The 18,223-nt window shown below is 36.8% G+C and carries 17 protein-coding genes and 1 pseudogene; 12 read left to right on the top strand and 6 right to left on the bottom strand.

Going from position 1 to position 18,223, the window contains the following annotated elements; all coding sequences use genetic code 11:
* Positions 1-138 precede the first annotated feature (138 nt).
* Positions 139-1,056, top strand: coding sequence for an AraC family transcriptional regulator (locus OTJ99_RS01130; protein ID WP_045164480.1), 918 nt, complete (start codon positions 139-141; stop codon positions 1,054-1,056).
* Positions 1,057-1,105: 49 nt separating this feature from the next.
* Here the strand turns inward: OTJ99_RS01130 and OTJ99_RS01135 are convergent, their stop codons facing one another.
* The 3 genes from OTJ99_RS01135 to OTJ99_RS01145 are packed head-to-tail and all read right to left on the bottom strand — an operon-like array spanning position 1,106 to position 2,707.
* Positions 1,106-1,348 (bottom strand): thioredoxin family protein, encoded by a 243-nt coding sequence (locus OTJ99_RS01135; RefSeq protein WP_045164479.1) that lies wholly within the window; start codon positions 1,346-1,348, stop codon positions 1,106-1,108.
* A gap of 39 nt (positions 1,349-1,387) precedes the next feature.
* Positions 1,388-2,359 (bottom strand): permease, encoded by a 972-nt coding sequence (locus tag OTJ99_RS01140; RefSeq protein ID WP_045165502.1) that lies wholly within the window; start codon positions 2,357-2,359, stop codon positions 1,388-1,390.
* Positions 2,360-2,383: 24 nt separating this feature from the next.
* Complete coding sequence (locus OTJ99_RS01145; RefSeq protein ID WP_083943531.1) at positions 2,384-2,707, bottom strand: ArsR/SmtB family transcription factor; 324 nt, start codon at positions 2,705-2,707, stop codon at positions 2,384-2,386.
* A gap of 199 nt (positions 2,708-2,906) precedes the next feature.
* Between OTJ99_RS01145 and OTJ99_RS01150 the strand changes: the two genes are divergently transcribed.
* From OTJ99_RS01150 to OTJ99_RS12605, 4 genes and pseudogenes are all read left to right on the top strand, one after another.
* Positions 2,907-3,257: a hypothetical protein gene (locus OTJ99_RS01150; protein WP_045165500.1), complete on the top strand. Its 351-nt coding sequence runs from the start codon at positions 2,907-2,909 to the stop codon at positions 3,255-3,257.
* Positions 3,258-3,310: 53 nt separating this feature from the next.
* On the top strand, positions 3,311-3,514 hold the full coding sequence (locus OTJ99_RS01155; protein WP_045165499.1) for an ABC transporter permease: 204 nt from the start codon (positions 3,311-3,313) through the stop codon (positions 3,512-3,514).
* Entirely contained in the window at positions 3,511-4,284 is a 774-nt protein-coding gene (locus OTJ99_RS01160; protein ID WP_045165498.1) for an ABC transporter permease, read from the top strand. Before OTJ99_RS01155 ends, OTJ99_RS01160 begins: the two co-directional genes overlap by 4 nt.
* A gap of 140 nt (positions 4,285-4,424) precedes the next feature.
* Positions 4,425-5,089: pseudogene (locus OTJ99_RS12605) on the top strand (ABC transporter ATP-binding protein).
* A gap of 317 nt (positions 5,090-5,406) precedes the next feature.
* Here OTJ99_RS12605 and OTJ99_RS01175 read toward each other — a convergent pair.
* A complete protein-coding gene (locus OTJ99_RS01175; RefSeq protein WP_045165497.1) occupies positions 5,407-6,144 on the bottom strand; it encodes a DUF554 domain-containing protein in 738 nt (245 codons plus the stop codon).
* Between the two features lie 238 nt (positions 6,145-6,382).
* On the opposite strand from OTJ99_RS01175, the gene OTJ99_RS01180 reads away from it, so the two are divergent.
* From OTJ99_RS01180 to OTJ99_RS01210, 7 genes are all read left to right on the top strand, one after another.
* Positions 6,383-6,880 carry a MarR family winged helix-turn-helix transcriptional regulator gene (locus OTJ99_RS01180; RefSeq protein ID WP_045165496.1) on the top strand — a complete coding sequence of 166 codons (498 nt, stop codon included), beginning with the start codon at positions 6,383-6,385 and terminating at the stop codon, positions 6,878-6,880.
* Positions 6,864-8,600, top strand: coding sequence for an ABC transporter ATP-binding protein (locus OTJ99_RS01185; protein ID WP_045165605.1), 1,737 nt, complete (start codon positions 6,864-6,866; stop codon positions 8,598-8,600). Before OTJ99_RS01180 ends, OTJ99_RS01185 begins: the two co-directional genes overlap by 17 nt.
* Positions 8,593-10,437: an ABC transporter ATP-binding protein gene (locus OTJ99_RS01190; RefSeq protein ID WP_045165495.1), complete on the top strand. Its 1,845-nt coding sequence runs from the start codon at positions 8,593-8,595 to the stop codon at positions 10,435-10,437. Before OTJ99_RS01185 ends, OTJ99_RS01190 begins: the two co-directional genes overlap by 8 nt.
* 190 nt (positions 10,438-10,627) lie before the next feature.
* Complete coding sequence (locus OTJ99_RS01195) at positions 10,628-12,289, top strand: EAL domain-containing protein (protein ID WP_045165494.1); 1,662 nt, start codon at positions 10,628-10,630, stop codon at positions 12,287-12,289.
* 197 nt (positions 12,290-12,486) lie between these two features.
* Positions 12,487-13,149, top strand: coding sequence for a Yip1 family protein (locus tag OTJ99_RS01200; RefSeq protein WP_045165493.1), 663 nt, complete (start codon positions 12,487-12,489; stop codon positions 13,147-13,149).
* A 19-nt stretch (positions 13,150-13,168) separates the two neighbouring features.
* Positions 13,169-14,815 carry an efflux RND transporter periplasmic adaptor subunit gene (locus tag OTJ99_RS01205; RefSeq protein ID WP_045165492.1) on the top strand — a complete coding sequence of 549 codons (1,647 nt, stop codon included), beginning with the start codon at positions 13,169-13,171 and terminating at the stop codon, positions 14,813-14,815.
* A gap of 20 nt (positions 14,816-14,835) precedes the next feature.
* Positions 14,836-16,023 (top strand): ABC transporter permease, encoded by a 1,188-nt coding sequence (locus OTJ99_RS01210; RefSeq protein ID WP_045165491.1) that lies wholly within the window; start codon positions 14,836-14,838, stop codon positions 16,021-16,023.
* 107 nt (positions 16,024-16,130) lie between these two features.
* Here the strand turns inward: OTJ99_RS01210 and OTJ99_RS01215 are convergent, their stop codons facing one another.
* Both OTJ99_RS01215 and OTJ99_RS01220 read right to left on the bottom strand, forming a co-directional pair.
* Positions 16,131-17,381 (bottom strand): SufB/SufD family protein, encoded by a 1,251-nt coding sequence (locus OTJ99_RS01215; protein WP_045165490.1) that lies wholly within the window; start codon positions 17,379-17,381, stop codon positions 16,131-16,133.
* Complete coding sequence (locus OTJ99_RS01220) at positions 17,360-18,100, bottom strand: ABC transporter ATP-binding protein (RefSeq protein ID WP_045165489.1); 741 nt, start codon at positions 18,098-18,100, stop codon at positions 17,360-17,362. The genes OTJ99_RS01215 and OTJ99_RS01220 overlap by 22 nt, the downstream gene beginning before the upstream one ends.
* Positions 18,101-18,223: the final 123 nt, after the last annotated feature.

Here is an 18,223-nt window from a genome sequence, read left to right on the forward strand (position 1 = left end):
TGACCGGGGTTGCTGCGACCCGGGCAGGCTTTTTGCCTACTTGATAGTTTATTTTAGCACACTTCAACTTTGAGGGCAAATTGTTGTATAATAATATCCATCATGCTATATCACTTAAGAAATGAGGAGCTTTTTAAAATGTTTGAAAAAGAGCCAATTTACATAGAAGAGGTTTTCGACTATGTAACCCACAGCGCGCGGAAGTTTGTACTCAATTTTTGGGAAGATCCGCGATATTTTAAAGTTCACAGGCACAACTTTGTTGAGTTCATGTATGTTTTAAAAGGCGAAGGGTTTGAGACGGTTAACTCGTTGAGGTATAACTTAAAACCTGGGACATTTTCTTTGGTGATGCCATATCAGATACATAAAATAGATTACTCTGAAGAAAACCCACTTTCTATATTTGTAGGTGCAATTGCCTTTGAAGAACTTTTGTCGCCAAATAGCATATTTTACAAAATTGGTGAGCTTCTTTTAAGCTATGATGAAAAGGTGTTGCCATATTACTACTTTGAAGGTGAAGAAAAACAAAAGATGGACTACCTTTTTAAAGAGGCATGGCAGCTTATAAAACAAAATGATGTTTGGTCAGAGATTATCTTGAGGGCCAAAGTTGTTGAGATAATTGCATGTTTTGACAAAAGCAGAAACAAGAATCTACAGAAAACTTGTGAGAAAAGTGCAGGCAGCAGTTTGGCTGAAAAATACCCCAAAGAGAGTGTATCACTTTCAGTTGACTACTGGCAGCTTGTATATTTTGTGCATAAGAATTATAACCAAAATATAGACTTAAAAGTGCTTTCAAAAGAGTTTCATTTAAGTCCTTCATACATAAGCCAGCTTTTCAAAAAACTTGTTGGGTGTAATTTTCACACGTTTTTAAATGAAGTGAGAATCCAGCACGCGTGCAGTCTTCTTGTCTCAACAGACAAACCTGTGACAGATATTGCTCTTGAGGTTGGGTTTGATTCATACTCAACATTTGCGAGGGTATTTCACAAGCAAAAAGGTATGAGCGCTTTAGAGTTTAGGAAAAGGTATGCCATGGTGTAAAAAAAGACCGCCTACCCCTAAGACTATTTGAGCGGTCTTTAAAACTTTTTTAAGCATTTTCCTTTTTCAAAAACTCTTTAATTTCCTCAATCCCTGCAACCCTGCCTGATAAGACTACTTTTTCATTTACAACCAAAGCTGGTGTTCTCATAACGCCATATCCAAGAATTTTTTCATAGTCCTTGACCTCTTCAAATGAAGCTTCAATTCCAAGCTTCTCAGCTGCCTTTTTAGCATTTTCCATGAGCTTTTTGCAGTTTGCACACCCACCACCGAGAATTTTAATGACCATCTTAAAATCAACTCCTTTCAGTAATTTTTGTTCAAAACTTCATCCAATGATAAAGTTAAAAAGATATCCTGTGAGGACTATTCCACAACCAACAATTGATACAAATATAGCCAAAAGCTTTGGCTTTAAAACCCTTCTCAAAAGTATCATCTCTGGAAGAGAAAGGGCAGTTACGCTCATCATAAAAGCTAAAGAGGTACCCATTGAAACGCCAAGACGCCTGAGCTCACTCACAAGAGGAATTATTCCAGCAGCATTTGAATAAAGAGGTATTCCAATCAGTGTTGCAATAAATACTGCAAATGGGTTGTCTTTTCCAGCCAAAGTAGCAAGCGCTCCGGTTGGAATGTACCCGTGCATCCATGCACCTATCCCAATACCAATAACTACATATACCCGTACTTTTCTAATTAACTCAACAGTAAACTGCCATGTCTCTTTTATACGCTGTTTTAAAGTCTTTTTTTGCTCTAAAGCTTCAACATTTCCTACTTTTATCTTAAACACGTAATCTTCAACATACTTTTCAAGTCCAAACTTTCCTATGATGATACCGCTTATAATTGCAATTATTTCACCAGAAATGATGTAAATCAAAGCGATTTTGAGTCCAAAGTTTGCATAAAGTAGTCCAAGTGCAACCTCATTTACCATTGGCGCTGCTATTAGGTATGAGAAGGTAACACCAAGCGGAATTCCAGCTTCAACAAACCCTATAAAAAGCGGCACGGCAGAACACGAGCAAAATGGCGTTACAATTCCAAGCATTGCTGCTAAAATGTGTGCTATAAATGTTTTTCTTTTGTTTTTTGCAAGAAGGTCACGGGTTTTCTCTGGCGAGAAAAAACTTCTTATAAATGTTATAACAAAGACAATTATAAATAGCAAAATAAAGATTTTGATTGTGTCAAATATGAAAAAGTTAAGTGCAGAGCCAAGTTTTGAGCCTTCTTTGATATTTAAAAGATTGTATACGACAAAGTCAGCAAATTTCTGAACAGGAGAAAACAATTTAGTATCACACCTCTTGCTTTTTTAAATATCATCTGGTGCATGAGCGGTAGAAAGAGTTTCTATGTTTGAAATAACAATCTCTTCCGCGTCTTTCAAAAGGAGCTTCACATATTCATTTTTAATTCTATAATGTATGTTTAGCCCTACTTTACGTGTATCCACCACTCCCGCATCTTTTAAGATTTTAAGGTGCTGAGAAAGATTTGGCTGGGAGTACTCAACAAGCCGATTTAGCTCACATACACATTTTTCACCATCTAATAAGATCTTTACAATCTTCACACGAAGCGGGTGTGATAGTGCTTTGAACACCTTTGCTAAAGCTTCATCCTTGACCAATTTCATATTCACCTTTCCTATAAATACATAAGCATTTAATTATATAATAAAGCAAAAAATGAAAAATGCAAGTGGAAATTAATACTTGTAAAACACTTAAAGTCTTAACAGATTGTTTACAATTTTTTAACCGACTATTTATACTTTCGTAAAAATTAAGAGATTATAATTTAACTAAAAGAACGAGGGAGTGAGCTAAAACACGATGAAAAGTTTGTTCAAACGTGCAATTAGAAACATCCTAAGAATCCCTGCAAGAAGCATTTTACTTGCATTATTGATATTTATTGTTTCATTCTTAGCCATGATGGGTTTTGCAATTGATAGTGGCAAAAAGACAAGTATAGAGAATATTAGAAGAAGTTTAGGAAATGACGTCAGACTAAGTGTTAATTTCAGGGAACTTATGAGAAGGTATCAACAAGGCGAAGATGTAGAAATTCCAACATTAACAGAGGAGATTGCTAAAAAGCCACTATCATCAAAGTACATAATAAACTATAACTTTGTCATAACACAGAATGCGACCTCAGATACAATAAAGCCAGTAGAATAAGTCTTCCAAACGACAATGCAAAAAGAGCAGGTGGACAGTTATTCGGCTTTGGAATGCGTGGTCAAGACCAACAAACATTTAAATTGGTTGCTGATTTAAAGCCTAAACTTTCAAATGAATTCAGAAATGGGAATAAAGAAATAGTTCAAGGCAGGTTTATTTCTCAAACAGATTTGAAGAATAAAGCTTATGTTGTAGTTGTTGATAAGCTTCTTGCCGAAAAAACGGTCTTAAGGTTGGAAGTCAATTTGATTTGAAAATAGCAGATTCGACAAAATCGTTCAAAGTAAAAGTTATTGGAATTTGTGATGACAAGACAACCACAGAGGAGCAAAACAACTTCTCAGCAATGTCCAGCAATACAATTTATATCCCTTATACAACTTTAAAGGAAATCATAAAGTCTATAAATCCCGATGCGGCAGATGAGATTACATATGCAATGTATTATCTTGACAATCCTTTAAATGTTGACAAATTCAGAAGTGACGTTCAAAAACTTGGAATTGATACAACCAAGTTTATGCTAAATGCCAATGATAATCTTTTTAACAGAATAGCTGCTCCAATTGAGAGAGTTTCAAAATTTTCAAGAGTAACAATAATTGGAATACTGATAGGTGGTGCAATTATAATAATGCTTCTTATGAGCATTGTGATAAGAGAAAGAAAACTTGAGATTGGAATTTTGCGTTTGCTGGGCTTGAAGAAAGGCAAGCTTGCAGCTCAGTTTGCAATGGAAGCTTTGATAATAACTCTTGTTGCTACAATCTTAGGTGGTGCAATTGGCGGTGCTCTTTCTCAAAATGTTGCAAATGCACTTTTGAACAAGGAGATAAATGCCCAGCAGCAGGCTTTTGAACAGAGAGGATTTATGATGATGGTGCAAAGGGATGTGAATTTGCCTAATAGAATACAGCAAAGGTATTCTGATCTGACAAAGCTTGAAGTCAAGATAGGAGCAAATGAGATTTTAAAATTGTGTGGAGTTTCGCTATTTTTAGTCCTTTGCGCAAGTACAATTTAGATTTACAGTATCTCACGATTTGAACCTATGAGTTTGCTGGTAAGTAGGTCTTAAAAAAGAAAAGGCGAGGAGATAAAATGGAAGAGATATTGCGGCTTGAAAATGTTAAATATTCGTATAAATCTGGCGCAAATGAAGTCATGGCTGTGAAAAATGCTACAGCAACCTTTTACAGTAACAAGCTTTATTCCATTGTAGGCAGGTCAGGTTCTGGTAAATCAACATTGCTGTCATTAATGGCAGGACTTGACTTACCACAAGAAGAGAATATATATTTCTGTGGCAAGAGTTTAAAAGAGATTGACAGGGACTTTTATAGAAGCCACGATGTTGGAATAGTATACCAATCATACAATTTAATACCTTATACACTGCATATGAGAATGTCGAACTTGCCTTAGATGTAATGGGCGGTACAGTAGAAAACAAAGATGAGCTTATTTATGAGGTTTTAGGGAAAGTAGGGATTGACAGAGAAAAAGCAAAAAGAAAAGCATCGCGCCTCAGTGGTGGAGAACAGCAGAGAGTGGCAATTGCAAGAGCGCTGGCTATCAATCCAAAGTTAATTTTAGCTGATGAACCGACGGGGAACCTTGACTCAGAGACAAGCGATGAGATATGTAAGATATTTTTAGATCTTGCTCATCAGGATGGAAAATGTGTAATAATTGTCACACACTCAAAAGAAGTGGCAAGACTTTCGGATGAGATATATCAAATGAAAGATGGAGTGTTGCAATCTACGCTTGTTGAGAAGAGTAACGAAAACGAGGAGGCAAATGCATTTGTAGACTCCTCCTTTTAACATAGATTTTGGAAGGGGCTCTATAGGCAAAGGATTTACTTTTTGCCAGAGCCCCTTCCTTTGTTGTGCAGTTTAATTCTGAGTTCGTTCTCGATTTTCATAATATCTAAATTTCTTCCTACTAATTCTGTTATGAGAACTTAAATACATTCAATACCTTTTGATTTGTAGTGAATCAATATTTTGATTTTTAAAACAATAATAATGAGGGCAGTTTTCAGTTTTGTTTCCTTTAAGATATGGTTCAGGGAAGTCTTCAAAGAATTTGTCACTCAGTATGTAAAAGAAATGTTCGTGTAATTGAATCTAAAAAAGATTTAAATTAGCAAATTTACCCCATACCAGACAGCAGGCACAAATATTGCAGGGAGAAGATTGCCAACTTTAATTTTAGATATTCCAAGCATGTTAAGACCTATTGCAAATATCAAAACAGAACCTACCATTGACATCTGAAGTACAACAGTGTCTGTCAAAAGAGGTTTCAAAAGCCCGGCAAGAAGTGTGATTGACCCCTGGTATAAAAGCACAACAATACTTGAAAACATAACGCCTATTCCAAGTGTTGCAGAAAATATCACAGAAGTAACACCATCTAAGATTGATTTTGCAAAGAGAATAGAAAAGTTGCGATTAAGCCCGTCCTCAAGGCTTCCTACAATTGCCATGGCTCCGACGCAAAACACAAGGCTTGCTGTGACAAACCCTTCTGTAAATGTAGAATTTTCAAATTTTATCACCTTCGATACTGCCTTTTTTATTCTCTCACCAAGTCTGTCCAAAAAATCTTCGATTTTCAATATTTCACCTACAAGCCCGCCAATTACAAGCGAGAATATCATAAGCATTATGTACTGCCTGTCGATTCTGCCGCTATTTAACACTTTGAATATTCCCTGAAGCACTCCCGATATTCCGATGAAGATGACAGATAACGATATTGCCTGCATAATTGTAGATTTGAACCTTTCTGGGATACCAAACTTTAACACAAGTCCCAAAATTGACCCTGCAATCACAGCAGCAGCGTTTACAATGGTCCCAAGCCCTATCATTGATGTCCTCTCCTTCTTGATAAAATTTTTTGACTGGCAGATAGTTATATTAGTATAATAGTTATGAAGGTATAAATTATAACTTCTTAAGTTTCTCCACATCTTAGGTCATAATAGCCCAATAATTATGTTTTAATAAGTTGATACAATCTTTTGCAATTTATTTGGACCTGCATTTTTGATTATTATATTACTTTCCAGCATTTTTTTCAAACAAAAGTTTAAGGAGTGATTAAAAGTGCAGATAACTCAAGAAATTATAAACCAGATTGCAGATAATATGCTTTCCATATTTCCAATGCTCACAAAAAATGTGCTCAAAAAGGACGAGTTTACTGAAAAGTATGGACTTCCACCGCGTTTTATCCACATTCTACACATTTTAGACCATTTTGGGCCAATGTCAATAAGCGAGATGTCAAAAAGACTTTCTATTCTTGCTCCGAACATGACGCCGCTTATCGACAAGTTGATTTCAGAGGGTTATGTCAAAAGAAGTCAGGCTGCATCAGACAGAAGAGTATCTATTATTGAGATAACTCAAAAGGGTAAAGAACTTACCCATCTTCACACCCAGTGGGTCAATCACAACCTAAAGAAGCATTTACAGAACCTGTCTGATGATGAGATTGAAGAGCTGTGGTATGTGCTAAAGAGACTTAAAAAACTTGTCATGAAGATGATTGGTTGTAGCCATCATAAGGAGGATGAAGAAAAAGATGTTAAAGCTTTTTAGGTATCTAAAACCGTATACATGGGCGGTGGTATTAGCTCCGCTTTTCATGCTTTTAGAGGTTGTGATGGACCTCATGCAGCCAAGGTTTTTGGAGAGAATAATAGATGTTGGACTCAAAAATGGGGATATGGCGTATATTTTCAGAACCGGGCTTTTGATGATTTTGGCAGCAGTTGTAGGAATGATAGGCGGTGGCGGCTGTGTTGTTTTTTCAAGCATTGCAAGCCAAAACTTTGCATTTGATTTGAGAAATGATCTGTTCAAGAAAGTTATGGCTTTTTCGTTCAAAAACATTGACAGGTTCAAGCCAGAAACTTTAATCACAAGGCTTACAAACGATGTCATGCAGATGCAAAATATTGTCATGATGTCTTTGAGAATTGTTGTAAGAGCTCCACTTCTTTTCATAGGTGGGCTTGTGATGGCTGTTATGATAAATCCAAAGCTTTCCATCATTTTATTTATTGCAATTCCCTTTGTAATTTTAATATTTTACTTTATGGTCAAAAAGAGTTTTCCACTGTTTTCAACTCTTCAAAAGAAAATAGATAGGGTCAATGCAGTTATGCGTGAGAATTTACTGGGAGCTCGACTTGTAAAAGCATTTGTCAGGCATGAACATGAAAAGTCAAGGTTTTTAAAGGCAAATCAAGACCTTTTGGATGTATCACTCCAAGCCTTTGGGCTGATTGTGATTGCAATGCCACTTTTTATGCTTGTAATGAACATGAGTATGGTAGGGGTTGTATGGTTTGGGGCAGTTCAGATAAAAGCAGCCAATATGCAGGTTGGTGAGCTTATGGCATTTATAAACTACACATTGCAAATTCTATTTTCGTTGATGATGATAGGCAATATCTTTTTGTTCATTACAAGGGCAAGCGCCTCTGCTGAGAGAATAAATGAGGTTTTAAATTGTGAGATTGACATCAAAAACAAAGATGGGGCGATTACAACTCCAATAAAAGAAGGAAAGGTGGAATTTAGAAATGTCACATTTTATTACAATGAAGAAGAAAAAAGCCCTGCTCTTTGCGGAATCTCTTTTGTTGCAAAGCCCGGTGAAGTTGTTGGGATAATCGGCACAACAGGTTCAGGAAAATCAACTTTAGTAAGTCTTATCCCGAGACTTTACGATGCTACAGAAGGCGAGGTTTTGATTGACGGAATAAATGTTAAAGACTATGATGTGACCGTTTTAAGAAAGAGTATCAGCATGGTATTGCAGGACACTGTACTTTTCACAGGGACTATAAAAGATAACATTGCATGGGGAAATGAAGATGCATCAATGGAAGAGATAATAGAGGCAGCAAAAGTTGCCCAGGCTCATGACTTTATAATGAGTTTTGAAAAAGGCTATGACACAGAGGTATCTGAGCGAGGTGTGAATCTTTCCGGTGGGCAAAAACAGAGAATCTCTATTGCAAGAGCTATCTTAAAAAAGCCAAAGATACTCATTTTAGACGACTGCACATCAGCTGTTGACATGGCGACAGAAAAAAGAATCCAAGCAGCCTTGAAAGAATATATCAAAGGTACCACTACATTTATAATTGCCCAGAGAATCTCTTCTATAAAACATGCAGACAAAATTTTGGTAATGGATGGAGGAAGGATTGTAGCACAGGGTACACATGAAGAACTTTTGAAAAGCTGCCCGATTTATCAGGAGATTTATCAGACTCAGATGGGAGAGGGGGAAGGACAAATTGCCTGAAGGAAGAAAAAAAGATGTGCAAACACCGCAACCTGCCTTTGGACCTGGTCCTGGGCCAGGAAGAGGGCCAAAGCACAGATTTTTTCATCCTAGAGCAAAGCCAAAAGATTTAAAAAATACACTCAGAAGGCTATGGAGGTATTTTGGCAGGTATAAAATTGCACTTTTGGGTGTGTTCTTGCTGATAACAATTAGCTCATTTATCTCAATAATTTCACCGCTTTTGATACAAAAAGCCATAGATAAGTATATAGTACCCAGAAAATTTACAGGGCTTGTAAATATCATCTTTGCAATGATTGTTTTGTATATTTTAAACTCAATCTTTGCATATTTTCAAGGCTATAGTATGATGAAAATTTCCCAGAAAGTTGTTTTCAATATGCGAAATGATATGTTTTCAAAGCTTCAAAAACTTCCTATAAAAATCTTTGATACCCGTGCTCATGGTGATTTGATGAGCAGGCTTACAAACGATATAGACGTTGTTAACAACACCATCAATGCAAGTGTGACTTCTATTTTCTCAAGCGTAATTACACTTGTGGGCTCTGTCATTGTCATGTTGACAATAAGCCCAATTTTGACAGTTTGTACTTTGCTCGTTGTGCCGCTTATGTTCATCTTGACAAACTGGATTGCTAAAAACACAAGAGAATACTTTTCACAAAACCAAAAACTGCTTGGCAAACTCAATGGGGTAATTGAAGAGGACATCACAGGTCAAAAAGTCATAAAGGTGTTCACAAGAGAGGAAAAGGAGATAAACAAGTTTATTGATATAAACAGGCAGCTGACTTCTGTTGGAATAAAAGCTCAGATTCTATCTGGGGTAATTCCGCCGCTTATGAATATGCTCAACAACTTTGCTTTTATAATTGTTGCAGCAGTAGGTGGGTATTTAGCGCTAAAAGGATTGGTTTCAATTGGCAGCATCGCAAGTTTTATTCAGTATGCAAGACAGTTTGTACGTCCTTTAAACGAGCTTGCAAACCAGTTCAACCAGCTTCAATCTGCCTTTGCTGCAGCAGAAAGAGTCTTTGAGATAATGGACGAGGAAGAAGAAAGAGAAAATGAAAAAGATGCTATTGAGCTTACAAATATCAAGGGTGAGGTTGAATTTAGGAACGTGTGGTTTTCTTACAAAGAAGGTGAACCTGTTTTAAAAGATGTAAGCTTTCACGCAAAGCCCGGACAGATGATAGCCTTGGTTGGTCCAACTGGTGCTGGCAAAACTACAATTGTCAATTTGCTTACAAGGTTTTATGATATTGACGAAGGTGAAATTCTCATTGATGGAATTGATATAAGGAAGATAAAAAGAGAGTCTTTGAGAAAAAGCCTCGGGATTGTACTTCAGGACACATATCTTTTCTCTGAGCCTGTGATGGAAAATATCCGTTATGGAAAGCTCACAGCAAAAGATGATGAGGTTATAAAAGCAGCTAAAATTGCAAATGCTCATGAGTTTATAAGACACCTGCCACACGGCTACAAAACAGTGCTCACAGATGGCGGGGCAGACCTTAGCCAAGGACAAAGACAGCTTTTGGCAATCGCAAGAGCAATTTTGTCTGACCCGGCAATACTCATCTTAGATGAGGCAACAAGCAACATCGATACAAGAACAGAAAAGCTTGTTGGGGAGGCAATGCAAAAGCTCATGCAGGGAAGAACAAGTTTTGTGATAGCCCACAGACTTTCCACCATCAGAAATGCAGACCTCATCCTTGTCATATACAACGGCAGAATTATTGAACAGGGGACTCATGAGGAGCTTATAGCAAAGAAAGGGTTTTATTATAACCTCTATATGAGCCAGTTCGCAGTAGTGTAAGAAGTCAGGGCAGTAGAACAAAAAGAGTTGTATGACTTTTTTGGAAATAATCTTGCCGCCAGTTTGAAATATATTGGGGTATAATTGAAAGCGGTTAAATGACAAAGATAAATAAATATTAGGGTTAAAGCCATAAAAAGTGAGGGTAAAAATATATTAAACCTCCGAGGGGACTGGAGGAATTTGATTTATGCTTTCAAAGTTTTATTTTTCAAGATGTTTCAGAAAGAGTTTGCTTACTGCCCTGATATTTTTTGTTTTAAATCTTACTTATTTAGCTATGGTAATATACATAGCATTTTTTAAAGAGTCATTCTTTGAAAAATACAAACTTTTTGTGGGCATTTCTTCTGCAGTGGTGGTTACAGCAGACAGCTTTTACTTATTTTACACACTATACACCCTTTTACAAGAAAAATACAAGCTCAAAATGTCTCTGCAAAAAACGATTGTTCAATGTGATACTATCAAAAGGAAACTTTTAGATATTACAAAAAATGAGCATAAGAGGTTTCAAAATGGCAAAAAAACAAAGATAGTTGAAATTGCATATTTTGACATGCTAACAGGGCTTCCAAACAAACTTCAGCTTGAAATATTTTTTGAAAGGCTGAGTCAAAAGGTGCCTTCACATTTTGATGAAATAGCAGTAGCTGTAGTTGATATAGAAAATTTAGTGGGGTTTCAAAGTGAAGGTTTTTATTCTATCTTGAGTATTATTTTGAAAGATATTGGTTATAAACTTAAAAATGGGCTTCCAGAAAAAAGCTTTGTTACAAAAATAGAGGACAATAAATTTGCAATAATCTTTTATGATTATGGATGCAGAGATTTGTTAATAGAATACATAAAAATCATTGAGGAGACTATCGAAGGTAGATGGTATTTGGTTGGTGATGAGTTTGAATTAAAGAGCGTTGTAGGAGTTGCTTTTTATCCTCAGGATGGAAGTTGTATAGACGAAGTTTTAAAAGCTGCTACAGAAGCGCTTGAACAGGCAAGGCTAAGGGAAGAAAAGAAAATATATTTTACAAGTAGTGAAGATAATACAAAGCTTTTCTACAACATTTCAATTTCTAATGAACTTAAAAAGGCAATCTTGCAGAAAAACTTTTTGCTTGTATATCAGCCATTGGTGGATTTGCAGAAAAACAAAATTGCTGGAGCAGAGGTATTTGTTCGATGGATAAGTCCTGAAAAAGGAATGGTTTCTGCAAAGGAGTTTATGTCAGTTGCTCAAAAAGAGAGAATGATTCCTGAGATTGAAGAGTGGGTTTTAGATACCGTTGCTGAGGATGTGCCAGCTTTTGAGAAGATGTTGCCAGATGATTTCTTCATTTCTTTAAATGTATCGTTTTTAGATTCAAGTGTAGCTGAGTGTATTTTTTCAAACAAAGTATTTACTCACTATAGTAAATACAATAAGATAATGGCATTTGAAATAAATCAGCAAGATATAGATACAAATCTTTCTGACTGTTTAAAAGTTGCTGAAGAGGTTAAACATAAAGGGTTTAGGATAATTGTGGATGATTGGTGTAGTAGCAATATAGCTGTTGATACCATAAGATATTTTCCAGTGGATGCAGTGAAAGTTGATAATAGATGCATTGAAAATGCAGTTTTTGACAAGAGTATTAGCGTAATAATAAAAGGAATTATTGAGATAGCCCATGCATTGAAAATAAAAGTTATTGCTGAAGGTGTTGAAACACCATTTCATTACAGAGTGGCAAAAGAACTTGGATGTGACTTTGCTCAAGGGTTTTTATTTTCAAAACCAATGGTTAGAAATGAGTTTTTAGAGTTTTATAGAAAATATGAGATGGGCCTGGCAAAGGTTATTGCATAAAATGAAAGTAGCTGCCATTGAAGATATAGATAAAGGCAGCTATTTTATTTTTTAGCCATATTACAAATATTTCTTGCAACAAACAAAAACTTAAGGTATAATATTTACAGCAAATTTATGATTGCTTAGAGATGGAATTGGTGCTTGGGTGTGTGAGCCTAATCATGTACCAAAAATTTCAAGGAGGGGTTTAAAAGGTGGAGTATTTGAAACCTTCAAATCTTTTAAATCTGATTGTCTCACCGGGAAAAGTATTTCAAAAGGTAAAAGAAAAACCGGATTTTCTAATTTTAATATTTTTGATACCAGTGATAGCAGCCCTCACGACCTTGTTTATGCCAAAAGTGACAGAAGAAGCTTTATTAGAATATGTGAAAAGAACAATTGAAGACCCTCAAGTACAAGAAGCTACTCTGAAAACTTTAAAACTTACAAAATCACCTATCTTTTTGGCAGGAACGGCATTTGTAAATACCTTTATTTCATTTTTTATTGCTTCCTTTGTCTTGCTCGTAATTGTAAGGCTTGCAGGTGGTGAGATTGATTACAAAAAAGCACTTACAATTGTGGCAGTTGCAAATCTTGTAATGATTCCATATTACATCTTCTATGTGATATATGCCAGGGTCGTAAATTTGAACATTTTGGATATTCAAATGAATTTTAAGTATTTTATAAGAACATACCTGCATGTGTTTGCTATATGGCGATATGTACTAATTGGGATTGGGGTGTTTGCTGCCTGTGAACTTAACAAAGCAAAAAGTATTATTGTTAGTATTGTCTATAGTGCAGTCACACTCATAATGCCGATTGTTTCAATGTTTACACAAAACTTTATGAAGTTTGGTGGCAGATAAAAAAGGAGAGTATTCTAACATGCAAAGCACTGCAAAAGGTCTAAAAAACTGGCAAAAAGCTGTAATTATTGTGTTACTTATATTAGTGGGATTTATTTTAACACTTGTTTTAACAATGCCATCTGGGAGCAAAAAGGATGCTTCATCTAAGCCCAAGACTGCAAAGGTACAGAGGATTTCTTTAAAGCAAACACTTTTGGTATCTGGCATTGTGCAAAGCAGCAGCACAAGGAATGTTTTATCAAAAGTAAATGGTACTTTAGAAAAGATTTTTGTCAAAAACGGGCAATATGTCAAAAAAGGAGATTTAATTGCCAAGATAGATGACAGTCAAGCAGTTTATAAGATAGACTCTTTAGAAAGACAGCGTCTTGAGCTTGAACTTCAGAGAGAAAATTTGCAAAGACAACTTCAGAACTATATTTTAAAATCTCCTCAAGAAGGATTTATCCAAAACCTTGCGGCAGAAGAAGGTCAACTTGTCAGCCAAGGAATGCAGATAATGACTATTGTTGATGATTCAAAGATGAAGCTAAGCACCCAGCTTCCTGCCTGGTGCTATGGGAAGGTAAAAAAGGGGCAGAAGGCAGAGGTTGTAGTATCTGACCTTATGGATAGAGTCGACGGTGTTGTGGAAAGTATTGGTAGCAGGATATACAAAAATGATGATGGTGTGATGGTATTTGATGCAAAGGTAGTAGTTTCAAACAAAAACGGTAGTTTGACTGAAAGTATGAGGGCAAGTATAAGTTTAAAACTTTTAACCGGCGAAAAAGTGACATCGCTCAGCGAAGGTGTTTTAGAGGTATTTTCAAAAAAGAGTATTGTAAGTCCTGTTTCTGGCAAAATAGAAAAGGTTTTTGTGGAAAACGGGCAGAAGGTAAAAATGGATAGTTTGCTTTTGAAATTTTCGACAGATGATATTGAAATGCAAATAAAACAGCTTGATTTGAAGATAGAAGAAATAAAGTCCCAGATAGAAGCATCCAAAGAGGATTTGAAAAACTTTGAAATTTTATCACCAATTGACGGTAAAATAGCTGATTTGAATCTTCAGGATGGTGATGTGGTAAGTGCTGGGCAGTTAATATGTTCAGTATATGACCCAAAACACCTTGCAATAAATGCTCAGGTGGAAGAACTTGACATTTTGAAGATAAAGCCAGGGCAGAAGGTTAACATAAAGCTTGATGCAGTAGGAAGTACAAGAAATAGGCCTTTAGAAGGGTATGTTGCAGAGATTTCTGAAAAGGCTCAATCAGATAGTAGCAGCGTCTCAAAGTTTGTTGTTAAAATAGAGTTTGAAAATAACAACAGTATAAAAATTGGGATGCACGCAGAAGCAGAGATTATCTTAAAGTCCAAGGAAAATGCGCTGGTTGTACCAGTTGAAGCAGTTCACAAAGAAGATGGAAAATATTATGTGTATGTTTACACACAACAAAAGGCTAAAACTTCTGAGAAAAACAAAGAACAAAAAACCAGCCAGAAAACAGACGAATACGGACTTGACAGCTCTTACTATAAAGATGCAGAAAAAAGGCCGGTCAAACTTGGCATGACAACCGAAAAATATGTTGAAATCTTGGAAGGACTTATCGAGGGCGAAGAAGTGGTGCTTCCAAAGTTTGATACTGAAAAACAGGGTCAAAGTCTTTTCTACTAAAAAGGGGAAGATGTTGTGCGATGGAGAAGTTTTTGCTTTCTTGCAAGATGGCAATCCAGAGCATTTTTCTAAACAGGTTACGGTCATTTCTAACGCTTCTTGGTGTTGTCATAGGCGTTGGAGCGGTGGTTGCAGCTGTGGGGCTTGCTGAGGGCACCACAGCTGGTATTACAAAAGAGATAGAAAAGCTTGGTACAAACCTTGTGTATGTTTTTATAAATCCAGCTTCAAAGAGCGAAGACATTTCAGTTGATCAATTTTTAGAGTTTGCAAGGAAAAATAACGATGTTATCATGGGTGTGAGTCCATTTGTCCAATATCCTGCTCAGGCAATTTTCAGAGGTAAAAAAGAGGAGTGCCAGATTATTGGTGCAACAGCCGAGTACATGATGATACAAAACCTTGCGCTTTCAAAAGGAAGGTTTATAAGTCCTGTAGACAGTGATTTTAGGCAAAAAGTGTCAGTGATAGGTTCGAGGATACAGAAAAAGCTATTTAATAGCCAAAATCCAGTGGGGCAAGAGATAAACGTAAATGGTCAGGTTTTCAAGGTGGTTGGAGTTTTAAAAGAAAAACAGGGCGGAAGGGACAACACGGTTGACGACAGTATCATAGTGCCCTTGTTTTCCTTAAATAGCCTCTCCACAGACGACTATGCGCTTGTGAAAAATTTTTTGGTACGTACAGTTTCTGCTGATAAGAACAATGAGGTCAAAAAAAGGATAAAAGCATATTTGAGCAATGTTATAAAAAAGGAAGAAAACTATTCAGTCTATGATATGTCTGAACTTATGTCGACTCTCAATCAAATAACATATCTTCTGATGATAATACTTGGCGGCATTGCTACAATCTCTCTTGTGGTTGGCGGCATTGGAATTATGAACATAATGCTTGTGTCTGTTACAGAAAGAACAAGAGAAATTGGGATTCGAAAAGCAATTGGAGCAAAGAGAAGGGATATTAGAGTACAGTTTCTCATAGAGTCGATGGTTATAACAGGTGTTGGTGGTATAATTGGTATATTGCTTGGGTTTTTTGTAATTGCGGTGGGGATTTCAAGGATTCCTGGAGTTGAGCCTGTGTATTCGCTAAAGTGGGCTTTTGTGGCTTTTGGAATTTCAGTTTTGATAGGAGTTATTTTTGGAATGCTTCCGGCAGAGAAGGCAGCGCGCTTAAATCCCATTGAAGCGCTAAGATATGAATAAAAACAATAGGCAAGGCAGCAAACCCTTAAGACTTTAGCACAAAAGAAGCCTTAACTATCCAAATAACCGGATAGTAGCTCAGGCTTTGCCGCCTTGCCTCTTTATTTTTACATATTCTCCTCCTGCGTCTGCAAAATAAGCTCCTGTATATAATTTTCAAGATGCTTGGGAAGCCCAAGTATTTTTACATCCATAAACCCCTGGGTTATAAGAGATATTGCCTCGTCTTTTGAAAGCCCTCTTGCCATCAGATATTCTACTTCTTCTTCGGCAATGGGACCTATTGCTGCCTCATGTGAAAGGTGGCTCTGTGGCGCACCGTCTGACAATAGCTCTGGCACAGCATACATAACACCTTCTTCAGAGAACAAAATTCCACGACAGTCTAAATGCGCACGAGATTGATTGTGCCTTGCTTCTAACACTCCACGCGAGTATATCTTTGCCCTGTCTTTTACAATAGCCCTTGATATTGCCTGGCCACTTGAATTTTCACCTTCTAAGATGATATGAGAGCCCATGTCAATCTCAGAGTCTTTTAGCCCATACAAGAGCGAGTTGAAGGATGCAACCGAGTTTTTACCTTTCAAAATTGCAATGGGAAACGACTGTATGGACTTCACAGGTTTTAAAAGCACGTAGTTTGAAACAAACACAGCATCATCTTCAACAATGGTCACTCCACGGGGTCTGACATAAAAATCTTCTGCCCAATTGTGAACCATTGTAAATGTGAGCCTGCTTCCCTTTTCAAGGTAAAACTCAGAAATTCCAATGTGCAGCCCTTCCTTTACCTTTGGTGCTGTTGCGCATCCGTTTATAATCTGAACCTCTGCACCTTCTTCTAAGATGACAATATTGTGCACGTTTTGTATCCTTGCATTTTCCTGCAAAAGCAGGCATGCCTGTATTGGCTTTTCAACCTTCTGTCCTTTGAACACTCTTATAAAATACCCGTGGGCAGGGTGTGTTGCCGAAAATGCAGTGTATTTATCCCTGTCAGGCTTTACCGCTTTCCAGAAATACTTTTCGCGAACCTCTGGATACTTTTCCAAAGCTTCATTTATGTCCAAAATCTCAAGCTGGCCCTGGTACCTTTGCTGAAGCCGTCTGTATACAACAGAGTGGTCAAGCTGCAAAAAACTTCCCGACCGGCCTTCTTCAGATACCTCTATTCCAGCATTTAGGATTGTCTTTTGAATCTCTTCTGGAAGTTTAGAGAGCTCTGAAATCTGATCTTTTTCTTCTGCTTCTTCAAAAACTGAAAGGTCAACATCTTGCCCATAAGCTGCCTTTTTATTTAAAGCTGACTTTGCAAGCTCCAAAATCTTTTCATCTATATAGTGTCTTGAAGACAATTTTCACACCTCCCAAACCCGTTTTGTCTTATCTCTTCAAAGAGGTCTTCTGCAGAACCTGAGCACACTATCTTTCCATCCATCAGAATGTGTCCTTTGTCTGCATTGACATACTCTAAAATATACCCGGTGTGTGTGACAATCAAGCCGGAGGTGTGACGTTTTTTTATCTTTTCACCTTTCAAAAGCTTTTTAATTACATTTCCCAAAAGGGTAATATTGTCAAGGTCAACACCTGACTCTGGCTCATCCAAAAGTACAAGGCTTGGTTTTTGACACAAAAGCTGCAAAAGCTCGGACCTTTTTATCTCACCACCAGAAAATCCATAGTTTACTTCTCTTGACAGATGTTCCTTCAAATTTAAAATTCTTGCATACTCTTGGATGTCAGCATCGGTGTTTCTTATAGACTTTATTATCTCAGAAAGTTTTTTTAGCTCAACTCCTCTTATTGCCGGTGGTTTTTGGAACATCATTCCAATCCCAAGCTTTGCCCTCTCATGAGTTGGCATGTATGTGATGTCAATGCCATTGAAGATAATCTTGCCTGACGTTATTTTGTATTTTGGAAGCCCCATAATACTCATCATCAGAGTTGTCTTTCCGCTTCCGTTCGGGCCAAACAGAATGTGCGTCTCTCCATCCGGGATTGTGAGAGAGACACCTTTTAAAATCTCTTTTGAGCCAACTTCAACGTGAAGGTCAATGATTTCAAGCATTTTTTTACGACATCTCCTTGTCAAAATGGATTTAAAATCTTCTAATTTAATTATTATACCACCAAAATTGCATTTGCTAACAACAAAGAATTGGCATAAAATTTAAATCAACTTAAGAAAATT

Source organism: Caldicellulosiruptor naganoensis, assembly GCF_026914285.1.
Classification (GTDB): Bacteria; Bacillota; Thermoanaerobacteria; order Caldicellulosiruptorales; family Caldicellulosiruptoraceae; genus Caldicellulosiruptor; species Caldicellulosiruptor naganoensis.

Excerpts from the sequence above, each read along its gene's own strand:
- OTJ99_RS01220 (WP_045165489.1), bottom strand. The coding sequence starts at position 18,100 with ATGCTTGAAATCATTGACCTTCACGTTGAAGTTGGCTCAAAAGAGATT.
- OTJ99_RS01155 (WP_045165499.1), top strand. The coding sequence starts at position 3,311 with ATGCGTGGTCAAGACCAACAAACATTTAAATTGGTTGCTGATTTAAAG.
- OTJ99_RS01130 (WP_045164480.1), top strand. The coding sequence starts at position 139 with ATGTTTGAAAAAGAGCCAATTTACATAGAAGAGGTTTTCGACTATGTA.
- OTJ99_RS01205 (WP_045165492.1), top strand. The coding sequence starts at position 13,169 with ATGCAAAGCACTGCAAAAGGTCTAAAAAACTGGCAAAAAGCTGTAATT.
- OTJ99_RS01150 (WP_045165500.1), top strand. The coding sequence starts at position 2,907 with ATGAAAAGTTTGTTCAAACGTGCAATTAGAAACATCCTAAGAATCCCT.
- OTJ99_RS01185 (WP_045165605.1), top strand. The coding sequence starts at position 6,864 with ATGTTAAAGCTTTTTAGGTATCTAAAACCGTATACATGGGCGGTGGTA.
- OTJ99_RS01145 (WP_083943531.1), bottom strand. The coding sequence starts at position 2,707 with ATGAAATTGGTCAAGGATGAAGCTTTAGCAAAGGTGTTCAAAGCACTA.
- OTJ99_RS01210 (WP_045165491.1), top strand. The coding sequence starts at position 14,836 with ATGGAGAAGTTTTTGCTTTCTTGCAAGATGGCAATCCAGAGCATTTTT.
- OTJ99_RS01195 (WP_045165494.1), top strand. The coding sequence starts at position 10,628 with ATGCTTTCAAAGTTTTATTTTTCAAGATGTTTCAGAAAGAGTTTGCTT.
- OTJ99_RS01135 (WP_045164479.1), bottom strand. The coding sequence starts at position 1,348 with ATGGTCATTAAAATTCTCGGTGGTGGGTGTGCAAACTGCAAAAAGCTC.
- OTJ99_RS01175 (WP_045165497.1), bottom strand. The coding sequence starts at position 6,144 with ATGATAGGGCTTGGGACCATTGTAAACGCTGCTGCTGTGATTGCAGGG.